This window comes from Caballeronia sp. GAWG2-1, from assembly GCF_023631405.1.
Taxonomy (GTDB): Bacteria; Pseudomonadota; Gammaproteobacteria; order Burkholderiales; family Burkholderiaceae; genus Caballeronia.
This window is the reverse complement of the sequence record NZ_JALQDD010000032.1, coordinates 40098-65347: the sequence shown is the minus strand read 5'-3', so window position 1 is coordinate 65347 and position 25250 is coordinate 40098. Positions and strand designations below refer to the sequence as shown.

At 57.5% G+C, this 25250-nt stretch carries 28 protein-coding genes; 4 read left to right on the top strand and 24 right to left on the bottom strand.

Annotated elements, in window-relative coordinates; genetic code table 11:
- Nucleotides 1–34: 34 nt before the first annotated feature.
- From NCR98_RS22595 to NCR98_RS22565, 7 genes are all read right to left on the bottom strand, one after another.
- Complete coding sequence (locus NCR98_RS22595; RefSeq protein WP_502799794.1) at nucleotides 35–823, bottom strand: class II aldolase/adducin family protein; 789 nt, start codon at nucleotides 821–823, stop codon at nucleotides 35–37.
- Between the two features lie 30 nt (nucleotides 824–853).
- Nucleotides 854–2164: an MFS transporter gene (locus NCR98_RS22590; protein ID WP_250527362.1), complete on the bottom strand. Its 1311-nt coding sequence runs from the start codon at nucleotides 2162–2164 to the stop codon at nucleotides 854–856.
- Nucleotides 2165–2224: 60 nt separating this feature from the next.
- Complete coding sequence (locus NCR98_RS22585; protein WP_250527361.1) at nucleotides 2225–3355, bottom strand: porin; 1131 nt, start codon at nucleotides 3353–3355, stop codon at nucleotides 2225–2227.
- Between the two features lie 158 nt (nucleotides 3356–3513).
- The gene (locus NCR98_RS22580) at nucleotides 3514–4608 is read right to left on the bottom strand and encodes an ABC transporter ATP-binding protein (protein WP_250527360.1); all 1095 of its coding nucleotides are present in this window, start codon (nucleotides 4606–4608) and stop codon (nucleotides 3514–3516) included.
- Nucleotides 4605–5411, bottom strand: a complete 807-nt coding sequence (locus NCR98_RS22575; protein ID WP_250527359.1) for an ABC transporter permease — start codon at nucleotides 5409–5411, stop codon at nucleotides 4605–4607. The genes NCR98_RS22580 and NCR98_RS22575 overlap by 4 nt, the downstream gene beginning before the upstream one ends.
- Complete coding sequence (locus tag NCR98_RS22570) at nucleotides 5408–6259, bottom strand: ABC transporter permease (RefSeq protein WP_250527358.1); 852 nt, start codon at nucleotides 6257–6259, stop codon at nucleotides 5408–5410. Before NCR98_RS22570 ends, NCR98_RS22575 begins: the two co-directional genes overlap by 4 nt.
- Before the next feature lie 22 nt (nucleotides 6260–6281).
- Complete coding sequence (locus NCR98_RS22565) at nucleotides 6282–7334, bottom strand: extracellular solute-binding protein (protein ID WP_250527357.1); 1053 nt, start codon at nucleotides 7332–7334, stop codon at nucleotides 6282–6284.
- A 462-nt stretch (nucleotides 7335–7796) separates the two neighbouring features.
- Here NCR98_RS22565 and NCR98_RS22560 point away from each other — a divergent pair, with 462 nt between their 5' ends.
- A complete protein-coding gene (locus tag NCR98_RS22560; protein WP_250527356.1) occupies nucleotides 7797–8711 on the top strand; it encodes a LysR family transcriptional regulator in 915 nt (304 codons plus the stop codon).
- Nucleotides 8712–8743: 32 nt separating this feature from the next.
- Here the strand turns inward: NCR98_RS22560 and NCR98_RS22555 are convergent, their stop codons facing one another.
- From NCR98_RS22555 to NCR98_RS22525, 7 genes are all read right to left on the bottom strand, one after another.
- Nucleotides 8744–9751 carry a zinc-dependent alcohol dehydrogenase family protein gene (locus tag NCR98_RS22555; RefSeq protein WP_250527436.1) on the bottom strand — a complete coding sequence of 336 codons (1008 nt, stop codon included), beginning with the start codon at nucleotides 9749–9751 and terminating at the stop codon, nucleotides 8744–8746.
- A gap of 5 nt (nucleotides 9752–9756) precedes the next feature.
- Nucleotides 9757–10326: an NYN domain-containing protein gene (locus tag NCR98_RS22550; protein ID WP_250527355.1), complete on the bottom strand. Its 570-nt coding sequence runs from the start codon at nucleotides 10324–10326 to the stop codon at nucleotides 9757–9759.
- 9 nt (nucleotides 10327–10335) lie between these two features.
- The gene (locus NCR98_RS22545; RefSeq protein WP_250527354.1) at nucleotides 10336–11232 is read right to left on the bottom strand and encodes an alpha/beta hydrolase; all 897 of its coding nucleotides are present in this window, start codon (nucleotides 11230–11232) and stop codon (nucleotides 10336–10338) included.
- A gap of 72 nt (nucleotides 11233–11304) precedes the next feature.
- Nucleotides 11305–11670: a EutQ-related cupin domain-containing protein gene (locus NCR98_RS22540; protein WP_250527353.1), complete on the bottom strand. Its 366-nt coding sequence runs from the start codon at nucleotides 11668–11670 to the stop codon at nucleotides 11305–11307.
- A gap of 50 nt (nucleotides 11671–11720) precedes the next feature.
- Nucleotides 11721–12233: a flavin reductase family protein gene (locus NCR98_RS22535; RefSeq protein WP_250527352.1), complete on the bottom strand. Its 513-nt coding sequence runs from the start codon at nucleotides 12231–12233 to the stop codon at nucleotides 11721–11723.
- 4 nt (nucleotides 12234–12237) lie between these two features.
- Nucleotides 12238–12594 carry a DUF4286 family protein gene (locus NCR98_RS22530; protein WP_250527351.1) on the bottom strand — a complete coding sequence of 119 codons (357 nt, stop codon included), beginning with the start codon at nucleotides 12592–12594 and terminating at the stop codon, nucleotides 12238–12240.
- A 22-nt stretch (nucleotides 12595–12616) separates the two neighbouring features.
- Nucleotides 12617–13672 carry an LLM class flavin-dependent oxidoreductase gene (locus NCR98_RS22525; RefSeq protein ID WP_250527350.1) on the bottom strand — a complete coding sequence of 352 codons (1056 nt, stop codon included), beginning with the start codon at nucleotides 13670–13672 and terminating at the stop codon, nucleotides 12617–12619.
- A 489-nt stretch (nucleotides 13673–14161) separates the two neighbouring features.
- Between NCR98_RS22525 and NCR98_RS22520 the strand changes: the two genes are divergently transcribed.
- Entirely contained in the window at nucleotides 14162–15145 is a 984-nt protein-coding gene (locus tag NCR98_RS22520; protein ID WP_250527349.1) for an aldo/keto reductase, read from the top strand.
- Nucleotides 15146–15241: 96 nt separating this feature from the next.
- Nucleotides 15242–16555, top strand: a complete 1314-nt coding sequence (locus tag NCR98_RS22515) for a multidrug effflux MFS transporter (RefSeq protein WP_284503920.1) — start codon at nucleotides 15242–15244, stop codon at nucleotides 16553–16555.
- A gap of 34 nt (nucleotides 16556–16589) precedes the next feature.
- On the opposite strand, the gene NCR98_RS22510 is transcribed toward NCR98_RS22515, so the two are convergent.
- The 8 genes from NCR98_RS22510 to NCR98_RS22475 all read right to left on the bottom strand — a co-directional run bounded on the left by NCR98_RS22510 (nucleotide 16590) and on the right by NCR98_RS22475 (nucleotide 23196).
- Nucleotides 16590–17642, bottom strand: coding sequence for an alcohol dehydrogenase family protein (locus tag NCR98_RS22510; RefSeq protein ID WP_250527348.1), 1053 nt, complete (start codon nucleotides 17640–17642; stop codon nucleotides 16590–16592).
- 58 nt (nucleotides 17643–17700) lie between these two features.
- Nucleotides 17701–18528, bottom strand: a complete 828-nt coding sequence (ehuA, locus tag NCR98_RS22505; protein ID WP_502799793.1) for an ectoine/hydroxyectoine ABC transporter ATP-binding protein EhuA — start codon at nucleotides 18526–18528, stop codon at nucleotides 17701–17703.
- Between the two features lie 26 nt (nucleotides 18529–18554).
- Nucleotides 18555–19229 carry an ectoine/hydroxyectoine ABC transporter permease subunit EhuD gene (gene ehuD / locus NCR98_RS22500; protein ID WP_250527347.1) on the bottom strand — a complete coding sequence of 225 codons (675 nt, stop codon included), beginning with the start codon at nucleotides 19227–19229 and terminating at the stop codon, nucleotides 18555–18557.
- A 1-nt stretch (nucleotide 19230) separates the two neighbouring features.
- The gene (gene ehuC / locus NCR98_RS22495) at nucleotides 19231–19878 is read right to left on the bottom strand and encodes an ectoine/hydroxyectoine ABC transporter permease subunit EhuC (protein ID WP_250527346.1); all 648 of its coding nucleotides are present in this window, start codon (nucleotides 19876–19878) and stop codon (nucleotides 19231–19233) included.
- 86 nt (nucleotides 19879–19964) lie between these two features.
- Nucleotides 19965–20813, bottom strand: coding sequence for a transporter substrate-binding domain-containing protein (locus NCR98_RS22490; protein WP_250527345.1), 849 nt, complete (start codon nucleotides 20811–20813; stop codon nucleotides 19965–19967).
- 312 nt (nucleotides 20814–21125) lie between these two features.
- On the bottom strand, nucleotides 21126–21320 hold the full coding sequence (locus NCR98_RS22485; RefSeq protein WP_250527344.1) for a hypothetical protein: 195 nt from the start codon (nucleotides 21318–21320) through the stop codon (nucleotides 21126–21128).
- Nucleotides 21321–21349: 29 nt separating this feature from the next.
- Nucleotides 21350–22048 carry a flavin reductase family protein gene (locus NCR98_RS22480; RefSeq protein ID WP_250527343.1) on the bottom strand — a complete coding sequence of 233 codons (699 nt, stop codon included), beginning with the start codon at nucleotides 22046–22048 and terminating at the stop codon, nucleotides 21350–21352.
- A gap of 260 nt (nucleotides 22049–22308) precedes the next feature.
- Complete coding sequence (locus NCR98_RS22475; RefSeq protein WP_250527342.1) at nucleotides 22309–23196, bottom strand: LysR family transcriptional regulator; 888 nt, start codon at nucleotides 23194–23196, stop codon at nucleotides 22309–22311.
- Here NCR98_RS22475 and NCR98_RS22470 point away from each other — a divergent pair.
- Nucleotides 23189–23464 (top strand): hypothetical protein, encoded by a 276-nt coding sequence (locus NCR98_RS22470; RefSeq protein WP_250527341.1) that lies wholly within the window; start codon nucleotides 23189–23191, stop codon nucleotides 23462–23464. The genes NCR98_RS22475 and NCR98_RS22470 overlap by 8 nt on opposite strands.
- 112 nt (nucleotides 23465–23576) lie before the next feature.
- Here NCR98_RS22470 and NCR98_RS22465 read toward each other — a convergent pair whose 3' ends face one another.
- Both NCR98_RS22465 and NCR98_RS22460 read right to left on the bottom strand, forming a co-directional pair.
- Entirely contained in the window at nucleotides 23577–24599 is a 1023-nt protein-coding gene (locus NCR98_RS22465) for an LLM class flavin-dependent oxidoreductase (protein ID WP_250527340.1), read from the bottom strand.
- Between the two features lie 257 nt (nucleotides 24600–24856).
- Complete coding sequence (locus tag NCR98_RS22460; RefSeq protein WP_250527339.1) at nucleotides 24857–25228, bottom strand: Rid family hydrolase; 372 nt, start codon at nucleotides 25226–25228, stop codon at nucleotides 24857–24859.
- Between the last annotated feature and the right edge of the window lie 22 nt (nucleotides 25229–25250).

Here is a 25250-nt window from a genome sequence, read left to right as displayed (position 1 = left end):
GTGGAATGGTCGTTTTGCCTTACGCCGAGAAGTTTCAATCGCGGTACGACGATGTCGTAGCCTCCAGTCTCTGCAAGTAAGCGGACCACTCCCGCCCAAACGGATCCCCTCTCGCCTTTTTCTCTGCATCCGCCCAGGTTTCGTATTGACGGGCAGTCAGTTCGCACACTTCCCGAGGCACCGGATAAGTCTTCTCCCCCGTCGATTGAATAGCGACCTGAACCCGGCATGCCCGCTCCATGTTCATCATCAGGATGAAGGCTTCCGCCACCGAGTTACCGCAGGTCAGCAGGCCGTGGTTGCGAAGTATCAACACTTTCGAAGTCGGGCCGAGATCTTTCACCAGCCGTTCACGCTCCTCCAGATGCAGTGCAATGCCTTCAAAATCGTGATACGACACGCGGTTATAAAACTGCAGCGCCCACTGATTGACCGGTCGAAGTCCGCACGCCATCGAGGACACCGCAACACCAGCCAAGCTATGCGCGTGGAGCACACAGATTGCATCGTGACGATGGGCATGGATCGCGCTATGGATGGTAAAGCCTGCTGGATTCACGTCCTGCGACTCGTCCAGGCTATTTCCGCTCGTGTCGATCTTCACCAGCGAAGAAGCGGTGATGTTCTTGAATAGTGTGCCGTAAGGGTTAATCAGAAACTGGTCGACGGTTCCGGGCACCCGAACGGAAATGTGCGTGTCGATGCTATCGTCAATGCCGAAATGCGCGATCAACCGGTATGCGGCCGCCAGATCATGACGGGCCCTCGTTTCAGCTTCGCTCCATGCAGGTGAAGATTTCGCTGCAATATGTCTCATAGTCATCGAATGGTTAAGTCTGTTTATGGGAAATTGCTACCTGCCATGCGATGCGTTTCCTTGCTGTCTAGAGCGCAACGCGCATACAGCGGCGAAATACAAGATCGACGCGATCACCGCGTTGAACACGAACAGCCCGCTAGGGCCGGCCCAAGTCATCAACACCGCGATTACCGGCGGTCCGAGTACGCCGCCGAGCGAGAAAAGCACCAGCAGGATTCCCGATACTGCGACCCGGCTTCCTGGGGCCGTGCAATCGTTAATATGGGATACATTTAGGCTGTAAAGCGTCAGCGTAACAGCGGAATAGGTCAAATACACGACCCACACGACCGGCCGTGCGCTCCACACCAGCAATATCACACTCAAACCGGCGGAAACCGCGGCGATCGTCGCAATGATCCGGCGCCGGTCGAAGCGGTCCGAAAGACGTCCGATCGGCCATTGCGGCAACCACGCACCGAACATGACTGCTGCCATGAAAATAGCCAGATCCGTATTGTCGTATCCCTTCTGCTCCAAAAACAGCGGGGTCATCGAGAAGATCGCGCTATACAGCATGCCGCCGAGAATGCAGCCGGGCAAGGCCAGTCGTGTCGACTTTGCCACAGCGACGAATGTATGGGCCAAGTGCTGCGATGGCTTGCGGATAGCAACGGCGTCGACCGCCGTCACGGGCCAGCCGTCGAGCAGCGCCACCGGAACGATCGCGCTTACAGCCAGTGCGCCCACGATGGAGAACTGCGCTGCATGCGAGGCATTGCCGACGATAAGCATCAACTGGCCAATGCCTGCGGCCAGATAATTGATCGCCGCGTATGCGCCGAATATCTGCCCGCGCTGCCGGTTTTCCACGGAGATGTGCAACCAGCTTTCGATGGACATATAAAGCGCCACGAAAGCGAGTCCACTGAGCAATCTGAGACCGGCCAGCACTGCCGGCGAATCACACTGCGCGAAGATGAGCGCGATGATCGAAACGAGAGCCGCCGCACAGATGAAGGTGCGATGCTGGCCGATCCTCTCAATAATCTTGCGGCTCGTCACGGCACCCACCACGAAGCCTAGGTAGTAGCAGGATTGAATCAGCCCAATTACGAAAGTCGGGGCGGCGAGACGCACCATGTGCAGCGGAATCAACGTCTGGAATAACCCGTTGCCCACCGTCAGGAGTCCAAATCCCGCGAACAGACCCGAGAGCGACCAAGGGACACTTGGGGTGACAGATGGTCCGCCAGTTTGCGGGTCGATGCCCGGCTTGCGCAATCCCGTTGCAATGCCATTGCGTAAGGAACTGATGCCATTGGTGCGGTCGGCGTCGCCATCGACATTCATATGTTCTTCCACGATCCCATCTCGTCGCCTGCGGAGGCCGGCAATCGTCCCATTGCCGGCCCGGTCCAACCGTTAGAATTGATGCGCGATACCCAATAGAACCATTTCCTGCGTCGACTTTCCGCCCAGCGCCCATGAGTCGGCAATCACCGCCTGCGCTGCGCCCGCACCATTGGTACCCGATGCATGAGCGTACGCGAACGAGGCGTACACCATGGTCGCTTTGCTCAACGAATACGAAGCGGACGCGCTCGCCTGGTGATACGTCGCTGAAGAATCGCCGTGCGATTTCAGGAAGTCGTAGCCGGCTTCGACTGCCACCGACGGCGTCGCTTGCCAATAGGCGAACACGGAGCCGTTGTTGTAGCGTTCCGCCTTGCTGAATGTTGAATAACCGTCCGGTAGATACTCGGAGTAGCTGTAATAACCGCCTAGCGTGACCGGACCTATGGCGTAGCTCGCACCCGCGCGGGCGATGTTGAACGCCTTCGACGTGGCGTAAGCGCCATTCACCGGTGTATAGAAAAGCCCAGTCGCGCTTCCGGTCCCACGATCGGAATAGACCGGGTTGCCGTTATCGGAGTGAATGTAACCACCCGCCACGATGAGGTGGCCCACGGTATAGTTCGCAGCGGCAGCATAGAACTGGCCTGAGCCAGTCGAACCGGCCACGCCGCCGAAGCCGTAGTTCAACCCGATCTGCAAGCCGTCCCAGCTCGGGCTAATCCACTTCACTGCACTGTTGGCTTTGATTGAGCCGTCCGCAAGATCGATGTCGCCAGGCGTTGTGAAGTACTCCAGATAGTAATTGCCCTGCACCGGCGTGACAATATCTTGAAGCACGTCGAACTGCCGGCCCATCGTAACCGTTCCGTAATGATCGCTGGCCACGCCGACATAGGCGCTGCGATCGAATATCGAACCGCTCGAACCGGACTTCCCGTTGTTTAGGTCGAAGGTGCTTTCAAGCTTGAAAATCACCTTATTGCCGCCGCCGATGTCTTCTTTACCCATCAAGCCCCAGCGCGTCACCCACATCTGCGTCGATTGCAGGCCGATCTGATTGCTCTTGCCACCCGTGTTGTGGATATACTGAAGCGATTCGTCGATCCGGCCGTACAGCGTCACCGACGATTGAGCGTGCGATTCCTGGCACACGGCGAGCAATGCCAAGGCCACCCCTGCAATAATACGAGTCTTCAAATTATCACCTCAAGGTTTTGTTAGTAGTGCTACGTAAATGACGAACAGATTCCGCGCCAAGGCATCGCGCACATTCGGATTACAAGGAGAATGCAAGGGGCGACGGCTAATAGCGATGAGGGCACGCCACTACTAGAACCGCCGTAACCTACGGATACTTAATCGGCTTCGACCAGCGTAGCTGCGGCCGGGGCCCAGCCCACGTCGACGCTCGCGCCTTCGCGCGCAAATTGCGCCGCCGGTCCCGCCTCGACGGTTGCCGACAGAATTTGCCCGGAAGCCGAGCGCAGGGTCATCTCGACATGAGTGCCGAGAAACATCGCTGTCTGCACGACTGCCTTGCGGCTATTCGGACCCGGGCCGAATCTAAGACGTTGTGGCCGAACGGCGAGCAGCACGGAAGCACCCTGCACGATCGACCGTTCGGATACCTCATAAAGAACGGTGCCGTCCGCAGTTTCGATATCGGCTACGCCGTTGCCAACCCGCGCAACCTTACCTTCGACGAAATTGTTCTTGCCGAGAAAATCGGCGACGAACTTTGTTTTCGGCTGGTTATATAGCTTGTCGGGTTCGTCCAGCTGCACAATCTTGCCCGCGCGCATGATGGCAATGCGATCCGACATCGCCATCGCTTCGTCCTGATCGTGCGTCACATTGATGAACGTGCAGCCGAGCCGCCGATGCAATTGCCGCAATTCGACTTGCAGATCGTGACGTAGCTTCTTGTCCAGCGCGCCCATCGGCTCGTCGAGCAACAGTACCTTCGGCGAGAACACCAGCGCACGCGCTAATGCAACGCGTTGCTGCTGTCCGCCGGAAAGTTGCTTCGGGTAGCGACTGGCCAGATGGCCGAGTTGAACGAGATCTAGCGTATTCTTCACGCGCTTCCCAATCTCGTTTTTAGCGAGGCCGCGTACTTTCAACGGATAAGCAATGTTCTCGGCCGCCGTCATGTGCGGAAAGAGCGCATAGCCCTGGAACACAACGCCGAAGTTTCTTTGCTCCGGTGGCAGCCGCAGAATCGACTTTCCGCCAAGGAACAGGTCGCCGTGCGTAGGATCGACGAAACCGGCTAAGGCCATCAGTAGCGTGCTTTTCCCGGAGCCGGACGGACCTAGCAAAGTTAGGAATTCGCTAGGGCGCACCACGAGATCGATATCGTCCAGCGCACGGAAGTCGCCGTAGTACTTCGACAATCCATACAGTCTGATGCCCGCCTCTGCTGAAGCGATGTTTTCGATGGCACTCATGGAGACTCCTTGATCTTCGCACGGGGCAGTGCGCGAAGCAGATAAACAACGGCGACGGCAAAAGTGACGATGATCATAATTGTCGAAATCGCGGTGACAGCCGGATCGATGTTGTCGCGAATGTCAGAGAAGATCTTGCGCGGCAGCGTGAAAACGGTTTGCGCGGAAACAAATGACGTGACGACGATTTCATCCCACGACGCGAAGAACGCAAACACGGCACCGGAGATCAACCCTGTTTTGATATTCGGCACGACCACGTCGCGCACGCTGCGCAGCGAACCGGCTCCCAAACTACGCGCCGCCTGGAACGTTCGGCGGTCCAACGTTTCTAGCGCCGCGATCGCGGTCATAAACACGAACGGCACGCCGATGATTGCGTGCGAGAGAATCACTCCGGAGTAAGTGTCGAACAGATGCAGCGTTACCCAGGTGCGAGACAGCGCCAACGCGGTCACGATGGACGGCACCACCATGGGCAGCACGGCCAGCGCGCTCACCACGCGCCCGACGCGGCCGCCGAGTTGCCAAACGCCGATCGCCGCCGCGCCACCGACCGGCGTCGCAATCACAGTTGCCCCGGCTGCGACCAGCACGCTGTTCCAGATCGCGCCGATCCACGCGGAATCGGTGACGAGCGTGCGGTAATGGCGCAGTGACAGCACGCCATCCGGCATCGACAGATAGCGCTCTGGTGTCAGCGAGTACGGCACGACCACAAACAGCGGCGCGACCAGAAAACCGATCAGGATCCACGCGCTCACAATCGTCACGGCCATACCGGGAGGGATATGACGCTTCATGACCCTAACCCCTTTTTAAAGCCCACGGTCTTCGCCATCAAACGTACGAGCACGACGGTGATCACCAGTAGGAAGACGGCCTGCGCCGCGCCAAAACCCCAACGCAAGGTCTGCATAATCTCGACGTTAATCGACTCGGCCATCATCACTACCCGGCCGCCACCAAGAATCGCGGGCGTCACGTAAAAGCCCAGTCCGAATACGAATACGATGACTGTCGCAGCGAATGCGCCTTGAATGGTCAACGGCAAATACACTTTCAGGAAAGTACGGGTTGCGCCCGCGCCCAGACTGCGCGATGCGAACAGCAGCCGTTGGTCGATATCGCGCATCGCCGCGAAAATCGGCAGCACCGCGTAAGGCAAGAGATAATGCGTCATGCCGATCACGACGCCAATCTCGTTGTTCACGAAATGCACGGGCGCGCTGACCAGTCCACTATGAATCAGCGAGCTATTCACGGGACCGTTGTCAGCTAGCAGCACCATCCACGATAGCGAACGGATCAGCACGGAGATCCAAAGAGGAATCACGACGCCCAGCATCAGGATGCGCCGATGCATCTCGCCGACGTTCGCCATCGCATACGACACAATGTAGCCTGCCAGGACCGCCAGGACCGTCGTGATCGCGCTGACGCGCAGCGTGGTGAACAGCACCCTCAAAGGCCCACGCGCACTCATCATGCGATGATAGTTCTCGAGGCCGACATGAGGCTCGCTGACACTCATCAGCAATACGTTGATCACCGGCACCAGATACAGGCAACCGACGAGAATGATCATGGGCAGCAGCAGGCACCAGATCGGGTTTAGTCTCGGCCATGTGCCGGGATTGACCTGATTCATGTCCGTTGCGCCTCCAGAGAGCTTAGCCGGAGATTGCATCGAGCCAGTTACCCAGTTGAGTGTCGTAATTTTCCGCATACCAAAGGTCGTTGCGAATAATGCCTACATCCAGATGCGAAGTGGGATTCACCTGCTTTTGCGCCGCCGTGAGGAGCGGCAGCGCGGCGGGATTAGCGGGACCGTTACCCATCTCGTCGAGCAGCTTGATCTGCCTTTTGACGTCTTGTGTCGATGCGATGAACCGCTGCGCGGCGGCGACGTGTTTGCTACCCTTCGGAATGTTCCAGGTGGCCGGCACGACGATCTGCTGATTCCACGTAGATGCGATACGCCCCTTCGTATCATGATTCAGGCGCATTGCCCGGGTGTTCCAGATGTTGCCCATGACGATATCGCCGTTCAGAAACAGCTGTTGACTCGATGCGCCCGTATCCCATAGCACGAGGTTGTCGCCGAGCGACTTAACCATGTCGAGCACGACTTTCATATCGATCGGATAGACTTCGCTCGGCTTCCTGCCCGCGGCGAGCATGCACGCCTCCGGCATGCACAGGAACCATTTGAACATCGCCCGCTTGCCGGGAAAGCGTTTCAGATCGAAGAAGTCTGTCCACGAGTTCGGCGCCTTCGCAAACTTGCTCGAATCATAGGTCAGCACGTGCGAGTACACATAGCTGCCCGCGCCGTACGGCTGCTTGTTCCAGGGGAAAAAGCCCTTCGGGTTGACAATCGAATAGTCGATCGGCTCAAGATATTTGCTACCGAGAATTGGGCCGTACATGCCGTCGCCATCGACGATGTCCCAATGCACGTTGTTCTCGTCGATCATTTTCTTGACGCTGCCAACCAGCGGACCCGAGCCATCAAGGTTCACGCCGATGCCGGTCTCCTGCCTAAACTGATTGGTCCACGCATCGTTGTAAGCCTTGATCGCGTCGCCGCCGAAGTTAGCCAGCGTGACGCGTTCGTCAGCTGAAAACGCAGTGCCGAGACCCAATCCCGACGCTGCCGCTCCCGCGCCCATCGACAAGCACAGCCGGAGGAAGTCGCGTTTTGAGATTTGTTTTCGCGCCACTTTCTCTTTCAAAATTTCGACGCAATCAGATATAAAAAGATCATCCACTCTTAAGCTCCGCTTGGCAGATTAAAAAACAATACATTGATGGACGCTCATTCGGAACATCAGACTGACTCAAATGGAAAACAACTCGCGCGTTCAATTTTTGCATGAAGGATAAAAAATGCCTTGCCGGGCCGCCTTTAAATTTTTCAAGCAATCCTTCCGGCTTGAAAAATAGTCCCATGCCAAAAAATTCGAGACAATTGAATTTTTCTCGGGATACGTTCAATAAGTTTGAATAGTCATGTGCGCTTACCACTAAATGCATGCATCGCATAGGGAACGTCGAACGAATAGTGATACGTTGACGCTTCAAAATGTTCGAAGTAACGTTCGGTTTGGTTGCAACAACTTCAATCGACCACGCAAAGCGGCGTCGAAACAACCCAAACACCACCTCAAGCGCAGGGAACCTGGATGAATATTGAACTGGCGAGGACGTTCCTCGAAGTGGTCTCGACCGGCAGCATGGCAAACGCGGCGGACCGGCTTCATGTCACTCATTCGACAGTAACAATGCGAATAAAAGCATTGGAAGATATTCTAAGGAGACGCGTATTAATCCGAAGTAAAACCGGAGTAACAATGACGCCGGAAGGCGTGCGTTTTCATCGATTTGCGGAAACGCTAGTTCGTACGTGGCAGATGACGCGCCGGCAAATGTCGCTGTCGTCGGAATTCAACGGTATTCTCTCCGTCGGCTGCGATCAGAGCTTGTGGGACGACGTGATGTTCCAATGGGTGGTGAATACCCGCCGGACCTATCCGGGCATCGCGGTTCGATGTGAAAACGGCGATTCTGAGTATCTGGTGAACCGACTTTTTCAGGGCTGGCTCGACTTCTGTATCGTGTACGAGGCGCGCGCCACCAGCGGCTTTACCGTCGAGTTCCTGTTCGACGACCCCATGGTGATTGCGTCAACCGAAGATCGCACGCTCAGAGACTCGTGGGACCCCAGCTTCATTGAAATCGACTGGGACGCAGGCGTGAAGGCGCAAGAGGAGTACCACTGGGGCGCAGTAGATGAAACCGCGCATGTCTCCGTGATGGGTGCCGCGCTCGGCCGCCGGCTCGTGCACGAATTCGGCGGATCGGTGCTGGTGCCCGTCAGGACGCTTCACAAGAACAACGCTTATGGAATACTGTACCCCGTGAAGGGTTCACCGCTTCTCGAGCGCAAAGCATATTTGGTCTACTCTGAGTCGTTGAGAGAGCGGGTGCCGGACATTTCGATCGACGATATCCGTTCGACGGTTCTCGCCCTGGTGCATGCGTCGCAGACCGACATCGTTTGCCTACAGCCGGCCTCAGGAAGGCAGGACCGTACGTAGACTGAACAGTATTGCCTGTACGCGTGGAGCGATCAGAACTCCACGCATATCTTTCCGAAGTGTGCGGCCTTGTCCTGCACGCGGAAAGCCTCGGCAAGATTCTCTAGCGGGAACACCGCATCGACCACCGGCCGCACACCTGTGCTATCAAGTGCTCGCACGAGTTGACGTTGGTGCTCGCGGCTGCCGACGATCAAACCTTGCAAAGTTTGTTGACGCACCATCATCGCGGCGGTCGGCACCGGTCCGGCACCGCCTGTCAGGACGCCGATCAACGCGATATGGCCGCCGATCCGGCATGATTTAATGGATTGCGCGAGCGTGCCCGGACCACCCACCTCGACGACGATATCTACACCGCAGCCGCCCGAGGCGGTGATCACCTCCTTGCACCAGTCAGGCTGATCATTGTAATTAATCAAGTGATCCGCACCGATCTCGCGAGCTCGTTCAAGTTTCGCGTCCGACGAAGAGGTTGCGATGACGTTCGCGCCGAATGATTTGGCCAGTTGCATCGCGAATATCGACACGCCGCCGGTTCCCAAAACGAGGACCGTATCGCCGGCCTTGATCGCGGCATCCACTACGAGCGCACGCCAAGCCGTCACGCCCGCCGTCGTTAATGTGGCGGCTTCTACATGCCTGAAGCCTTTCGGCGCGTGCGTAAACGACGAAGCCGCGCGCACGACGTACTCGACAGCAAACCCATCGACACCGTCACCGGGTACCGTCGAGAAGTCACCAACCGTAGGCGCGCCCTCCAGCCACGTCGGAAAAAAAGTCGATACCACGTAATCGCCCACTGCGAATTCGGTGACCTGCGAGCCCACCGCTTCGACGACACCCGCGCCATCGGCCATCGGAATGCGGCGGTTGCCCACCGGTTTTCTGCCATCGGCGACGATCAGGTCGTGATAGTTCAGCGAGGTTGCGTGTATGCGAACACGAATCTCCGACGCTCCGGGCATGCCGGGATCCGCGATATCGACGAACTCCAGACGATCGAGACCGCCTGGCGCTACTACTCGGATTGCTTTCATCGAGATCAAGCCGCTTCGTAGGTGGCCATTTCCTGGCTGAAATAAGGTACCGGCCCGCTTCGCACGTGCCGCGCGACGCTCGCACACGTGATGGTATGAGTGCGATCACAATGCCGATGGAGCGGGTTGAACGGATCGCGCTCGTATTGAAAGAACGCCACTTCGACTTTTTTCCCCATCTCTTGAAGTGCTGCAAGCGGCAAGGACAGATCCTGGCGCTTGCTGACGACGACAAAGGTATCGAATGCATCGGAGTGGGCGTCGGTCAGCAATCTGGTTGCCATCGCTGCTTCAATGCCTCGGTCCACAAAAATGCTCGACACGACCTGTGTGCGTCCGAGATGAATCTCTATGCCCTGATCGTGCAGAGTCTTCAATAACGCAATCTGATTCTGGTGCTTCACGGGATACGGTTGTTCGGGTAGTTCCGAGATGAAGAAATGGACTCTGCTGATTTCTGCGTTGTTGGTCGAACTTCGCAGAAAGGCCATCCAGTCCAGATCCACAGAGAAGCCCTGACCGCGTATGCCGTCAAGCAGTGGACCACCGTCGATGTAAAACGAAACTCTTCGCATAGCTTTAGCTCACTGTGTTTCGGTCAATCGGACCGCAGCGCCAATCGGGCAGCTTTCCAAAAACGCCACGATCGCGTTTGTCACGGGGCTTTCGGGACTTCCCATCTGAAATAGCATTGTGGAATGATCCTCGCCGTCCACGTCAAGGTATTTCGCGCAATGCCCGTGGGCCATCAATGCATCGACGAACTGTTGCGCTTGCCGGTGGAACTCCACCGACTCTTCCGCGCCGACCATCACCAGTAGCGGCGGCACGTTCTTGCCGATGTTTAACACTGCGCTCTCGCTGCGCACCGTGTCGCCTGTCAATTGCAGCCAGGGTTGCAACCAAGAGGATTTGAACGGGTACATGTCGAAGATGCCGCTCATCGGTACCACGCCCTTCACAATGTTCCCGGGAACACCGTAGCTAGCCCAGTCCGTCACCGCGACCATTCCCGCCTGCTGGCCGCCAGCGGAATGACCGACGACGAAGATCCGCTCCGGATCGCCGTTGATACCGTCGGCATTCTCGTACGCCCACACAATGGCCGCGCGCGTCGCCTGCGTGATATCGGGAATTGTCGCCACCGGACAGAGCGGGTAATCGGCCATCACCACCGTATATCCGCGCCGGTTTAGCCCATTCGCACAGATGCCGAATTCCTTGCGCGTGCCGCCGCGCCACCATCCCCCATGCACGAACACGACGATCGGCGCACCGGCGTTCTCCGCCAGATAGACGTCGATGCGTTCCTCGTGTCGCGGCCCGACCCTGACGTCCTCGAGACAGTTGTTCGCCCTGCGGCACATCTGGCTCTGACTCACCAAAAATTCGTAGTACGGCGCCTGGTCCCACATGTGATTGATCAGATCGAGCTGAAGACTAATGTCGTTAGGCGACGCATAAGGGGTACCGATAATCATCGTTTTGGCTCCGAGTCTAAATTTTTTCTCCAGGGAAATCCGGGTAGGCGTCATTATCCCGCGCAATGATCTTCAAGATCCTGCGTCCTTCTCAGCGCGGGCACGCCAGTCCACCGGGAACACGCCGTAAAAAGCCACCGCGTTTTCGCCGTCGAACGTAATATCGGTGCCCTTAGGAATCCACGCGAAATCGCCGACTTCCAAATTGTTCAGGACACCGCCAACGGTCAACTTCAGCTTGCCTTCTAGACAAATTGCGACCTCGTCGTACGGCAGGGCGACGGTGTTCGGCGCACGATGCACGCGGAACATACCGGCGCCCATTTCGCTGCTGAAGGTCTCGTCGACCATGCGATCCAGCATCGAGCCATCGACCGCGTTGTTGGCGAAACCTAGCTTGGCGTCATGCCGGCGAAACACCTGAAAAGGCTTCTTCATATCGAACTCCCTTTTATTAAATACAAATGGATAACAGATGCCTGTTACTTCTATAGGGTCTGAATGTCGTAGTCGACGCCCACATAAGCACCGCGAAAAAAACCCAGCGGTGTGCCATCGGCGGCGATAAAACGCTGTACCCGTCCAAGCAGGATAATATGATCGCCGGCATCGACGGTCTGATGCGGCGCGCACTCGAGGACTGCGAGGCTATCCGCCACATAGGGGGTTAGTTCGCCGATCAGACTGCGTGCGGAGGCCGCCTTGATTTCCGGATCGCGCGATGCGAATCCTTTCGAAATGTCTCGCTGCTGCTCCTGCAGAATGCTGATCGAAAACGATTTCGCAGTCGCGAACATAGCCACACTGGGCGAGCTCTTCAACAAACACACCAACACGAGCGCGGGCTCAAGCGACACCGAGGTAAACGAATTCGCGGTAAAAGCGCGAACGTCGCCGCCTGCACCGCGGCATGCAACCACGGTCACGCCGGTCATGAAACTGCCCAGCACTCGCCGGAACGCCTGTGCGCTGGAATCGGCTATATCGGTCCACGACGTCATGTCTTTAACTCTGCGCGTCCTGCACCGTACGGAACTGAATGTCCGTCAACGGTTCGAAAAAATGCAGTGAGCCGCCTGGCGCGATGCTGTCGGTAACGCGCATCGCCGGCGTGCCCAACCGCCGCGATAGTTCGGCAATCACGCTCTTCAGATCGGCGGTCTCGACTTCGTACTCGGTCAGATAAGTCCATTGACGCGACGCGCCTTCGCGTTGATCTTTAGCCAGCCGGAAACGCTGTCCGCTGACGAAACCCGGCACTTTCAATGCATCGGGCAAATGATGTGTGTCGAACCACTCGTTGAATTCCTCGTCTTTTCCTTCCGCGGAATTGAGCAGAACAATCAGCTTGTATCGAATCATTGCAGTCTTCCGTGAGAAACGCTCAGCCTGCTGCCGCTACTGCGGCTTCTTCAGGCGTGTGTAACAAGGGCAGAACGCGTTCGCCGAAGGTTTCCATCGAGGTCATGATGTCCCGATGATCCGGTCCGCAATGCGCCTGCATCATGAAATAGTCGAAGCCGAGTTCTTTCAGTTCCAGCAGATGTTCCGTGACGTATTCGAGACTGCCGATGGCGACGTTCTTCGCATAGTCCTCGGGCGAGCCCGGCAGATCGACCGGCGGAATGCGGCCGCTCTTCACCGTCGATGAATCTTTCAGGATGCCCATGAATTTGCGGTGCTTCTGGTAAGCAAGTTCGACCTTCTCGCGACGGTCGGCTTCGTCTTTCGCGATGTACACCCATTGGATGATGCCGATGTTCTGCTTGCCCTGATGCTGGTCCGCTACCGCTACCCCTTCGTGAAACGCATTCATCATTTCCTTTACGTAGGACATCGGATTGCGCAACTGTGCCATCTGCACGTGATAGCCCTGCTTGGCGATGTGATAGGCCGCTTCCACTCGCTGGGCAGACAGCCAGATCGGCGGATACGGGCGCTGGAAAACCGGCGGCACGATCGTGACGTCGTTGAATTTCGTGTGCTTCCAGTCGAGGGAAATGTCTTTCTCCACAAACAGCAGACGCATGGCGCGCAGCCGTTCTTCGAAGATCTCGCGAGCAGATTCATAATCGGATGGCACGTTGAAGCGGCGTAATTCGTACGGGCCGCCGCCGCGGCCGAACCCGACGTCGATGCGTCCGCGGGTAAGCTGGTCAGCCATCGCAAGTTCGCCGGCGAGACGCTGCGGGTCGTGCAACGGAAGCAACATGACCGCGAGAATCAGGCGTTGCCGTTTGGTCATGGCCGCAATATGGGTTGCTAGGGCAATCGGATCAGGCGTCGCGTTGTAGTCCATGAAATGATGCTCACCCATCAGGAAAGCGTCGATTCCAACCTGATCGGCCAGCTTGACCACCTCGAGCATCTCGGGAAAGAGATTGTCGATATGGTGATTATGATCAGGCCAGTGCCCACCCAGTTCCAGCGCAACCTGCATGGCAAACTCCATTTATTCGCATTAGATGATATCGATCGGCGATCTCGATGGGTGCCAATTTCGCATGCCAGAAACTTCTCAACAATCGAATTATTTTGTGACTTGGATCAATAATATTGAAGGATGGAATCTCGACTATCACCGTCTTCCAAGACCGGCGGAATGGGCTTCGCCAATTTCGGCGGAGTAATCCGCTGCTTTTGGTATGCGACGCCATCGATGAAGCGGATTACGGGCCGAGTTGAACAGAATTAATCCGGCTCGTCACATAACGGCGGGTGCTCGTCGTGATGTTTATAGGAAATCGTTTATAGGAAATCTTAAATCCGAATTCGCGCCGCAGTTATCGCCTGCCGACGCCTGCAGACAAACAAGCTCAAGGTATTAATGAATTTTCCTCACGACCTTTTCAACATCCAGCCCCATTGTTGAAAATGGGACAGCGGCATAAGCTGCTGGATTACTACCTCGTCGTCAAGGAGAGTGAAGATGGAAAAGCGCAGACTGGGAAACAGCGGCCTGGAGGTGTCGGCACTCGGCCTCGGCTGCATGGGATTGAGCTACGGCTACGGACCTGCCACCGAAACGACACAAGGGATCGAACTGATCCGCTCCGCTTTCGAGCAGGGCGTTACCTTCTTCGATACGGCCGAATGCTACGGCCCATTCCTCAACGAAGAACTGGTTGGCGAGGCAGTCGCGCCGTTTCGCGATCAGATCGTGATCGCCACCAAATTCGGCTTTGAGGACGGCGATTCGAAAAAAGCATTGAACAGTCGTCCCGAACGCATTCGTGAGGTGGCGGAACTCTCCCTCAAACGGCTGAAGACCGATCGTATCGATCTGTTCTATCAGCATCGCGTGGATCCGAACGTGCCGCTCGAAGACGTGGCCGGCACTGTCAAGGACCTGATTGCCGAAGGCAAGGTCAAACACTTCGGCATGTCCGAAGCCGGCCCAGAGTCCATTCGTCGCGCGCACGCCGTGCAACCCGTGGCTGCGCTGCAGAGCGAATATTCGCTGTGGTGGCGCGCGCCGGAACAGACGGTAATGCCGACGCTCAAAGAACTCGGAATCGGCTTCGTGCCGTTCAGCCCGCTGGGCAAGGGCTTTCTGACGGGTGCGATCGACGCGACGACCTCATTCGACAAAAGCGACTTCCGCAATGTCGTGCCGCGTTTCTCCGAGGAAAATCGCAAGGCGAATGCAGGGCTCGTCGAAGTACTCGGCAAGCTTGCCGACGACAAGGGCGCGACACGCGCGCAGATCGCGCTGGCTTGGTTGCTCGCTCAGCATCCGTGGATCGTGCCGATTCCGGGCACGACCAAGCTGCATCGTCTGGAAGAAAACGTCGGCGCGGCAAACGTCTCTTTGTCTGCCAACGAACTGGCGGCCATCGAGACCGCACTGAAGCAGATACAGATCGTCGGCGATCGCTATCCGGCTCATTTGCAACAGCGGGTAGCCAGGTAGGACTTGATGTCCACGACGTCCCGAGCAGGCAGCGCCATTGCGCTGCCTGCTCGTTTTTGAAGAACGCAATATGCGCGCAGAACCGGGAAGCAGACCATGACATCGAACAACCGATCGTCCACCGGACATGAAACCTATCCCGGCGATTCGCTTGCAAGCAGCACGACGAATCCCAGTGCGCCTGCCGGCATTCGTCACGAGGCGGAGAAACATGGTCTGCGCATCCTCGCTATCCTGAGTCTGCTCATGGCCTTCGCGTCGATTTCGACGGACCTGTATCTGCCTGCGCTACCGGCCATGGCGACCGCCTTGCACTCGAATGCCGGCGCGGTCGAATTGACGATCTCCGGGTATCTGATCGGCTTCAGCCTGGGTCAATTGCTGTGGGGCCCGATTGGCGACCGTCATGGGCGCCGCTTACCGATTGCGATCGGCCTCGTGCTTTTCATCGCCGGTTCGGCCGGTTGCGCCCTTTCGACCAGCGCCGGCATCCTCATCGGCTGGCGCGTGCTACAAGCCGTGGGCGCTTGTGCGAGCGTGGTGCTTGCGCGTGCGATGGTGCGTGATCTCTACACCGGACACCGCGCCGCCCAAATGATGTCGACGTTGATGACGGTGATGGCCATCGCGCCGCTCATCGGCCCGAGCGTCGGCGGAATGATCCTGCACGTAGCGTCGTGGCGAGTAATTTTCTGGGCACTGGTCGCGGTCGGCATTGCGACGCTCGTCGCATTGCGTGCGCTACCCGAAACCTTACCGCCGGACCGCCGCAGCCAGGAGCCGCTCGTCCATGCGCTCGCCATCTATGCACAGTTGCTGCAACATCGCCGCGTACTCGGATACGCGGGCGCCGGCGGCTTCTTCTACGGGGCGATATACGCGTACATTGCGGGCACGCCCTTCGCATACATCACGTATCACCACGCTTCGCCGCAAGCGTATGGCTTGCTGTTCGGACTCGGCATCGTCGGGATCATGGTGACGAATCAACTCAATGCGCGAATGGTGCGCGGCTTCGGCAGCGATCGATTGATGCGCCTTGGCGCGCTCGGCGCCGCCGTTTGCGGCATCGTGACCGGGATCGACGCGTGGACCGGTTGGTGTGGACTCGCGGGCCTCGTGGTGCCGATTTTCGGTTTCGTGTCCGCGACGGGGTTCATCGTTGCCAATGCTATAGCCGGTGCGCTCGGCACGTATCCATCACGATCCGGCGCCATGTCCGCGTTGATTGGCGCAAGTCAGTACGGCACCGGAATTCTCGGCTCGGCACTCGTGGGCTTTTTCGCCGACGGCACGCCGTGGCCGATGGGCGCAGTGATTGCCGCCATGTGCACCGGCAGCTTTCTCAGCGCCTCGCTGCTGGTGCCCACCCGGAACGATGCGGCGAACCCGGCGAGCGCCACGCGCTGACCCGCATGGCGCAGACGAACGCCGCCTGGACCGCCTAGACCGTCAGCACGATTTTTCCGACGTGCTTCTTGGTAAGGAACGACGCCTGGGCATCGGCCATCCGCGACAACGGATAGATCTCGGCCACGAGCGGCCTGATCTTTCCGTCTTCGATATGGCGAACCAGCGCACTGAATACCTCCCGCTCGAAATACGTGCAGCCGTAGAGCGTCAGATCTTTGAAATAGAAAGTCCGTAGATCGAGCGACACAACAGGCCCCGCAATCGCGCCGGACGCCGCGTAGCGCCCATTCGTGTTCAGAACGCCCAGCAGTTCCGGCCAGTCCGGACCACCGACCAAATCGATCACGACGTCAACACTATTGTTGCCGAGTTCCTCGACGAGCGACAACTCACGCCGATGAATGCGGTCCGCAGCGAGTGAGAGGAGCAACCCGGCCTTGGCTTCCACCGTGACCGCAATCACCCTGGCGCCGCGCAACTTCGCCAGTTGCACGACCGCCGAGCCCACGCCACCCGACGCGCCCGTGACGAGCACCGTCTCGCCAGCCATGACACGCGAACGGGTCAGCAGATTCTCCGCGGTTGAGTACGCGCAGGGAAACGACGCGAGTTCGGTATCGCTTAGCGGACTCTCCACTCGATGCGCGTTCGCTGCGGGAATGCGCACGTACTGGGCAAAGCCGCCGTCACAATCCGCGCCTAGATATCCGGCGGGGTTGCGCAACACGGGGTCGAGAATCACGCGCTCGCCGATCCGCGTGGCATCCACGCCTTCTCCGGTCGCGACGATCCGGCCGCACACATCCGCTCCCTGCACGCGCGGAAGATTCATGTCGCCGCCTTTCCATACGCCTTCGGCCAGATGCCCCGACGGCGTTTCGCTGCCGCTCGCGGCACCCCCTTGCGCATACCACGCGATGCGGTGGTTCACGTCCGTGTTATTCACGGCCGCGGCAAGCACCTTGACCAGCACATCGCCTTGCCGCACCGTTGGAACCGGTAGATCGTCGCGCAACACGAGCTGGTCGTAACCACCCTGGCCCACGAGTTGCATGCCGGTCATGAGCTCTGGAACTTCAGCCATAAGATCTCCCGATTCAAAAGCTATTCCAATACGAATTGATCGCCGGATGGCCGCGTTGTCAATTGGCCTCCAACACGGCCCTGAGGAATTTCTGCGTGCGGGGATTTTGCGGATGCTCGAAGATCTGTTCCGGTGTACCCATCTCGGCAATCTTGCCCTGATAGAAAAACGCGACACGGTCCGATATCTCTCGTGCAAAACCCATCTGGTGCGTGACCATGATCATCGTCAGGCTGTGTTCGCGAGCTAGCTTCCGGATCACCGCCAGCACTTCGCCGACTACTTCCGGATCGAGCGCGGACGTCACCTCGTCCAGCAGCATCACATTTGGGCGCATTGCCAATGCTCTGGCGAACGCGACACGCTGCTGCTGACCGCCCGAGAGTCGTAGCGGATGCTCATCCATCTTCGACGCGAGCCCGACCATTTCTAGTAACTCCACCGCCCGCTCACGCGCTTCTTTCTTCGACAGCCCCAGCACCTGCACCGGACCTTCCATGCAGTTCTGCAGCGCCGTCATGTGCGGAAACAGATTGAAGTGCTGGAACACCATGCCAATATTCGTTCGCATTCTGCGCAAATGACGATCGTTCGCTGGCACCAGTTTGCCGCCACGTTCCATATGGGTAAGCGGCTCGCCGTCGATCGCAATCATGCCGCCATCGATCTGTTCGAGCGTCATGAGGACACGCAAAACGGTCGTCTTACCCGAACCGGAGGGTCCGATGATCGAGATCAGTTCGTTGCGCCTGACGTCGAGATCGAGCCCATCCAGTACCGTAAAATCGCCATAACGTTTCGTAACGTTGCTCAGGCGGACCATCGACCGCTCTTGCGGCGATGAGTCGGAGCGGGGTTGAGGGCGGCTCACGGTATCGAGCGTCATACTTTGCCTTTCATCGATTAGATTCATTACGGAGCCCCTCGAAACTTTCTGGCGATGCCCTTTTCGGCTTTGGCCAACAACACGAAAACCGGTGCCGCTACGAGAAAAGAGAGCACGCCGATCAGCGTGAAAGGTTCCAGAAAGCGGTAGCTGTTGGTGCCGATCGTGCTGGCCGTCTGCACCATCTCGGCAATCGAAATGACCGACAGAATCGACGTGTCCTTGAAGCAACCGATCAGATAGATGCGCAGGCCCGGCATGCTGGCCGGCAGAGCCTGCGGAATCACGACACGCAAGAGTGTTTTCACCGGACGCAATCCGATCGCCTTAGACGCTTCCCATTGCCCTTTCGGCACCGACATCAGCGCACCGCGATACACCTCCGACAGATACGCCCCGTAATGCACGCCCAGCGTCAGCATGCCCGCGACCCATGGGCTCATAGTGATGCCCATCTGCGGGAAAACATAGAAAATGAAAAACAGTTGCACCAGAATCGGCGTCGTTCGGACGAAGTTTGTCAGTTCACGGACGAGCCAGTTGAGCGCGCCATAACGTGTACGTTGCCCGAGCAGCAGGAACATGCCGAATAAGATGGCGAGCCCGAAGCCGGTCATCGTCGCCAGCACGCTAACCCCCAGCGCGCGCAGGATGGTCAGGAAAATCTCGATCAAAAATGGCCATTGCCAGTCGAAACTCATATCAGACGATCCCCATGCGTTTTGCCCACATCTTCTCGAACATATTGAATAGCGGAATGATAATCAGGCGCGACAGCACGTAATAGAGAATCAGTGCCGTGCCGAACGCCTGCGCCGATTGCATGGTCAGTCCATTGATGCTTTTGACTTGGTACATTAGATCCGGAATCGCGATCAGCGAAACCAGCGACGAGTACTTCAGGTATTCGACCAGCAGGTTGCCCCACGTAGGAAGGAAGAGCCGCATGGCTTGCGGGAATATGATTCGCGTCATCCGTTTGAGCGGCGACAGGTTCAGCGCGACCGATATCTCGTACTGCCCCCGCGGCACGGCGCGCAGCGCGCCGATCACGGCTTCCGAACCATATGCGCCCATGTTGCTGCCGAGACTCAACACGCCGACCAGTCCCGCCGCGAACGAAAGGCCAAGAAGCGGAAGCACGTAGTAAAGCCAGAACAGCTGAATCATCAGCGGCGTGCTTCGGAACACTTCAACATACGCGACCGAAACATAGCGGATCACGCGCACGGGCGACAGCTTCATAAAAGCCAATGCAACTGAAAGTACTGTGCCCAGAACGATGGAACACCCGTACACTTCAAGCGTGACTAGCACACCGGACACCAGATCTTGCCGGTTGGTCGTCAAGAACTCTAAGTAAGTCATCTTTCACCTCTTTGCTTGCCGACTGCTGCGTGCGGCCGGCATGCGCTCCACCGACCGCATTGCCACCATCAACGGTTCTTGCAAGCCCATGTCGCAGTGACGTCCGGCTCGGGGAGATATTGCTGGTCGTACGAGTCGGACTTGACCATCGACATCATTTCGGGCGTACCGAGGTACTTGCGCTGCGCGACGTCGTATGCTTTCGCGAAGTCGGCATCTTCCTTGCGGAAGCCGCTAGCTGCCCAGTTTAATGAACTCTTCGGCTGTTTCTTCAGATCGCTCAGGTCGAACAGGCCCGGGTTCAGCCGCACAATCTCCTGCGCCTCAGGAAGATTCTCCGCGCCCACGTCGATGCGACCCGCCTTCATCGCGGCAGTCAGTTCCGTTCTACTCGGGAACGACACCATCTGTGACAGATCCATGCCCTCCTGCTTTGCCGTGCTCATCGAGTTCGTGCCGGCGATAAAGCCGACGCGTGATTTCAGGCGGCTCAAGTCCTGCCAGGTTTGCACTTTCTTCGGATTGCCTGCTGGCAGCAGAAACACGTCGCCGATCACGGCCAGCGGGTCGGCGAACTCGACGTTCTGGCAACGCGCCGACATCACGTACAGTCCGCACGCCACCACGTCGAAGCGACGTGCCATCAGACCGGGAATCAGTCCACCCCATTCCGGCATGGGCACCAACTGAACCTTGAAGCCCATCTTTTTCAAAGTCTCGACCGTGATGGTCGTCGCGAATCCGCCCGCGGTGTCCGGCGCTTTCGTGTAACACCACGGCGCCGCATTCGCGTAGCCGACACGCACTGGTTCACCACTCTTCGCACGGTCCAGCAGACTTGCCGCCGATGCCGGCGCCGACACTATGCCGAACACAATAAGCAAGGATGCGCAGAACAGGATCATCGCCTTGCCCAACGACTGCAAGCTTCGTCGTAGCTTACGGGCATCCGCCATCACACTGCCAAATTTCGACATCGTTACTCTCCAGTTGTAAGCCCCGAGCGCATCGTTGCGCCGGGGTAGAATAAACTCGGGATACCAGGTCTAAATTCAGACACGTGACGAAGCCCAGACAATGCGGCACCACCAGGAAAGCTGTAGGCCGGTTTAATTGGAGGCAGTCGTCGGTTGTGGATAGCCAGTCGTTCCGGACCAGGCATCCCAGGAAACAGGTTCCACCTGCATGAGCACGACACCACCGCCATCCAGCAAATCGAAATACACGCCCTAGCGCCCCGACACCACTCCGTTCAGATAGCCCATCAGCAGTCCCGCTTTCATGACACCGGCGACATTGCTCAGCGCAGAATTGCTCTGATCGACCATTGCCCACCGGGTGCCGTCCGCCATTACGCCGGATTCCACTTCGGTCTCGCTTTGGACCAGAAAGATCATCGTCGTGTCGACTTCGTCCGCTTCCATAAAACGGAGTAAGGAGCAGCCACGCTGATTTACACACCGATCCCCGAAAACCGTTGCTGCAACGCGTGTTCGAAGCGGATGCCGCTGTGCAGCGCAACGGTCGGAGTGGACCACATACTGCTGCCTGGACTGCGCACCAGCAGCACGCGGCCGTTCTGTCCGAGCACGCCGCCGACGGTCACCGACGCACGCACCGGTGCCTTCTCCAGCGGCGCTGCTTCCACGCCGACATACGCGCCACGCAAACAGGCCAACGGTCTGCTCTTGTTGACGACGAAGCGCTCGACCTTGCCAATCAGGATCAGATGGTCGCCGGCATCGACGACCTGCTCCGGCGTACAGAGGAACGTCGCCAGGCTGTCGGGGACGTACGGCACCGTGTCGCCGCACAGATGGGTAGTCGCCGCCAGTTTTGTTTCCGGGTTGCGCGAAGCGAACGCGTCCGACAAAGGCAGTTGTGACGCTTCGAGCACGCTGATCGAATAGCCGTCGACATTGGCAAACGCACCGACACTGGCGGAGCGCCTGGCGAGGCAGGCCAGCACGAGCGGAGGATCCAGCGAAACCGACGTGAACGAGTTGGCCGTGAAGGCGCGCACCTCGTCGTCTTTTGAACGGGTCGCAACGACAGTCACACCGGTAGCGAACGTGCCAAGTGTCCGGCGAAAATTCGCCGATTGCAATGCTGTGGTGCTGTGCCGGACTTCGCCTTCCTTTGCCTTACTCATTGCTCCTGCCCTCATCCTTCCTCGTTGCATCGCCAATACCGCTGCTGATGTAGCTATTTTTTGCTAGACGTCGTGTTTTATAAATTGAAAAAAAAAATACAATTCTTATAAATAGTTGAACTGAGACTGGGCGACCCGGCACGCTTGCGCAATCAGGAAGGCATAGGAGAGCACCGGCCGACAAGCAGACGCTTACCGGCCGGACGTGGAATGAAGAATAAGGAGGAATAACGAAGCCATGCGCAGCGCAGGCCGCGCAATCAGACCAGCGCGGGTGCGCCCATGGGCCTGAAATTCAGCGCCGCCATGACGGATTCCTTAAAGCCGTCCAGGGTTATTTTCGCGTACTTCGACTCCATCGCTTCGATGGAATAGGCCAGATATATCGACCGTTCTATTTTCTCGACATCGTGCACGCGATACATTGGTCGCGCGAGTTTCTTCGACAGCAGGAAGCGCTCGGGCATATATATTGACCCGCCGAATTTCTGCACCAGTTCCAGCCCTGCCGAGAATTGCGAGACATGAATGATCGGCCGCTTGCCGGCCACGTCAAAATGATTTTCCACGTAGATACGATAGGCGTCGCCCCAATCGATTTCGATGAATGTCGGATCCCAGTCCACCCTGCCGCGATCTTCGGTCGAGACGAGTACCAGCGGGTCTTCGAAGAGCTGGATGAACTTGATGCCGTCACGCGAGAACACCTCGCTGCTCAGACACAGGTCGAGCCATCCCTGAAACAGCATGTCCGTCAGTCTTGCGCTGGTCTCGCTCTCGCAGCGCACCGCAACGCCCGGATGTGTCTCGCGCATCTTCGTGATCCAGTTCGTCAGAAATCCTTCGAAGATCATCGAGTCGATACCGACAGAAAGTTCGATATCCAGTCCCGGTGCGAGCGACATCTGACGCCGCATCAACTGCCAGGCGCGGACCATTGCTTCGGCATGGCGATGGAACTGCGCGCCTTCTGCGGTAAGGGAGACGCCATACTTATTTCGCAGCAGCAGAGTCTTGCCGAGGAGATCCTCAAGCGACTTGATGCGCATGGTGATTGCCGAGTGGGTAACGTGCAGACGTTCGGCAGCTCGGCCGAAGCTTCCTGTCGCCACGACCTCGAGAAATGTTTGAGCGAATGCAATGTTCATTGTTCCGGGGTTCGACTGGTATGAGGTTTCAACGCGCTCGCGCAAAGGCGATGGAACCGGCTCGCCAGCGTATCGACATCATGCCCGAATCAAAAAATCCGCATTCGATGCGGACAAAAATGCGCGAAGACCGACCGCTTATGCCCCCAGAAATCCGGCACGCTTGCGTCAGGCGTTGAACTTTCAAAACCGCGCTATGACGGCACAAAGAACAGCCATCCATCAGCCGAAAATAACGGTGCAGAGGAATGAAGACAAAGGAGGCTGACGGCCGACAGAGCGGCAATCCGCCACATTGACTGGATACCATCTCCGCGCCACCGGTCGCGCAAAAGCGAGGGGCCTTCGCTCGAGGCAGATCACGCGCCTGATAAGCCGACTTACTTCATTTTTGGATGGATGTACTCCGCGAAGCGATCGAGACCCGCAAGTTCGTCCGCGTTCGATGCGCCAAAGCCCGTCTTCATCACCATCAGGTCGACACCCATTTCCTTCATTTCGAGCAACCGTTCTTCAACATAATTACGCGTACCGATCACAAGGCCTTTTGCCAGATCTTCGACCGTGTCCGGCATTTCGACTCCCGGAATGATCCCGTCCTGGACTTGCACCGTGTTGTTGAATATTCCCCAGAACTTCTGTTGCTTCACATAGGCGATATCGAGTTTCTGCCGGGCATCCGCATCGTCTCTAGCGACATATAACCACTGCAGATGCGCAAAGTCCGGCTCCTTCTGCGGATTGCCCGAATCCTTGACGCCCTCACGGAACGAATCGAGCAGACCCTGAACATAAGACATGGGCCGGCGCAGCGACGATGTGAACACATGATAGCCATTCTTTGCCGAGTGATAAGCAGCCTCATTACGCTGGCAGGTCTGCCAGATCGCCGGATGGGGCGTTTGCTGCGGAGGCGGCATTATGGTCGCATTGTCGGCGCCGCAATACTTGCCCTTGAACGTCACGTTCTTTTCGGACAACAGCTTACGGAGCAGCAGGAACTTCTCTTCGTAAATTTCGCGCAGCGAATCGACATCCGAAGGCCGGCACATGCGGTCAAACTCGTAGGGCGCACCGCCCCGGCCCGGTCCGATCTCGAGTCGTCCTTTGGTCAGATGATCCACCAGTGCGACATCGCCCGCCAGCACACCAGGATCGTGAGCCGGCAACATCAGGATGGCGGCGACCAGACGCGGGATCGAGATTAACGGCGCGACGTGGGAAAGAATCGCCAATGGTGACGGCGTCGAACCATAGTCCATGAAATGATGTTCACCAACTACCAGGGCGTCAAAACCAAGTTGATCCGCCTTGCCGACTACTTTGAGCATCTCGGGAATCAGATTATTGAAATCGCCGCTTTCGGGAGACCAATAACCGCCCAGTTCAATACCAATCTGCATGTACCCACCTCTTGAATGTTTTGTTGCAGGCAAGGTTATGGTGTCACGCGCCATCACTTGAAGACAAACGAGAAATATTGGCTGTCGGGACAAATAGTCTTAAACGCGATTCGTGTTCATTCATTCGTGACGCCAACTTTTTTTCGAAGCGCCGGATCTATCCGCAAACGTCACCGATCCAAGCTATACAAAAATCGCGCGACCATTGCGCGCGATTTTCGACATTCGACCTGCGATAGGCGAAGCGCCTATCGCTATCAGTCGATCATCGCTTCCACCTTGATTTCGATCGACATGCCGGCTACCAGTCCGGAGACGCCGACGAGGGTTGACGTAGGTTTGTACTTTGCAAATACATCCGAGTGGACCGCTTGGTACTCCGCAGTCGTCGACATATCTGTCACATAGATCACGACGCTCACGATGTGGCTCAAGTCCGCACCGAAGTGAGCAAGAGCCTTCTCGATCTTTTTGTACACCAGCCGGGATTGCGACGTCACATCGGGACCCGCCAGCTTCCCGTGCTGATCGAGGCCGCCAGTTCCCGAAACAAATATCATGTTGCCTTGTTTAAGGGCACGGCAATAACCACCGGAGACTTCCGTACCATCCAGGTATTCTTCACGCATGACGCCATTCCTTTACTTAAAA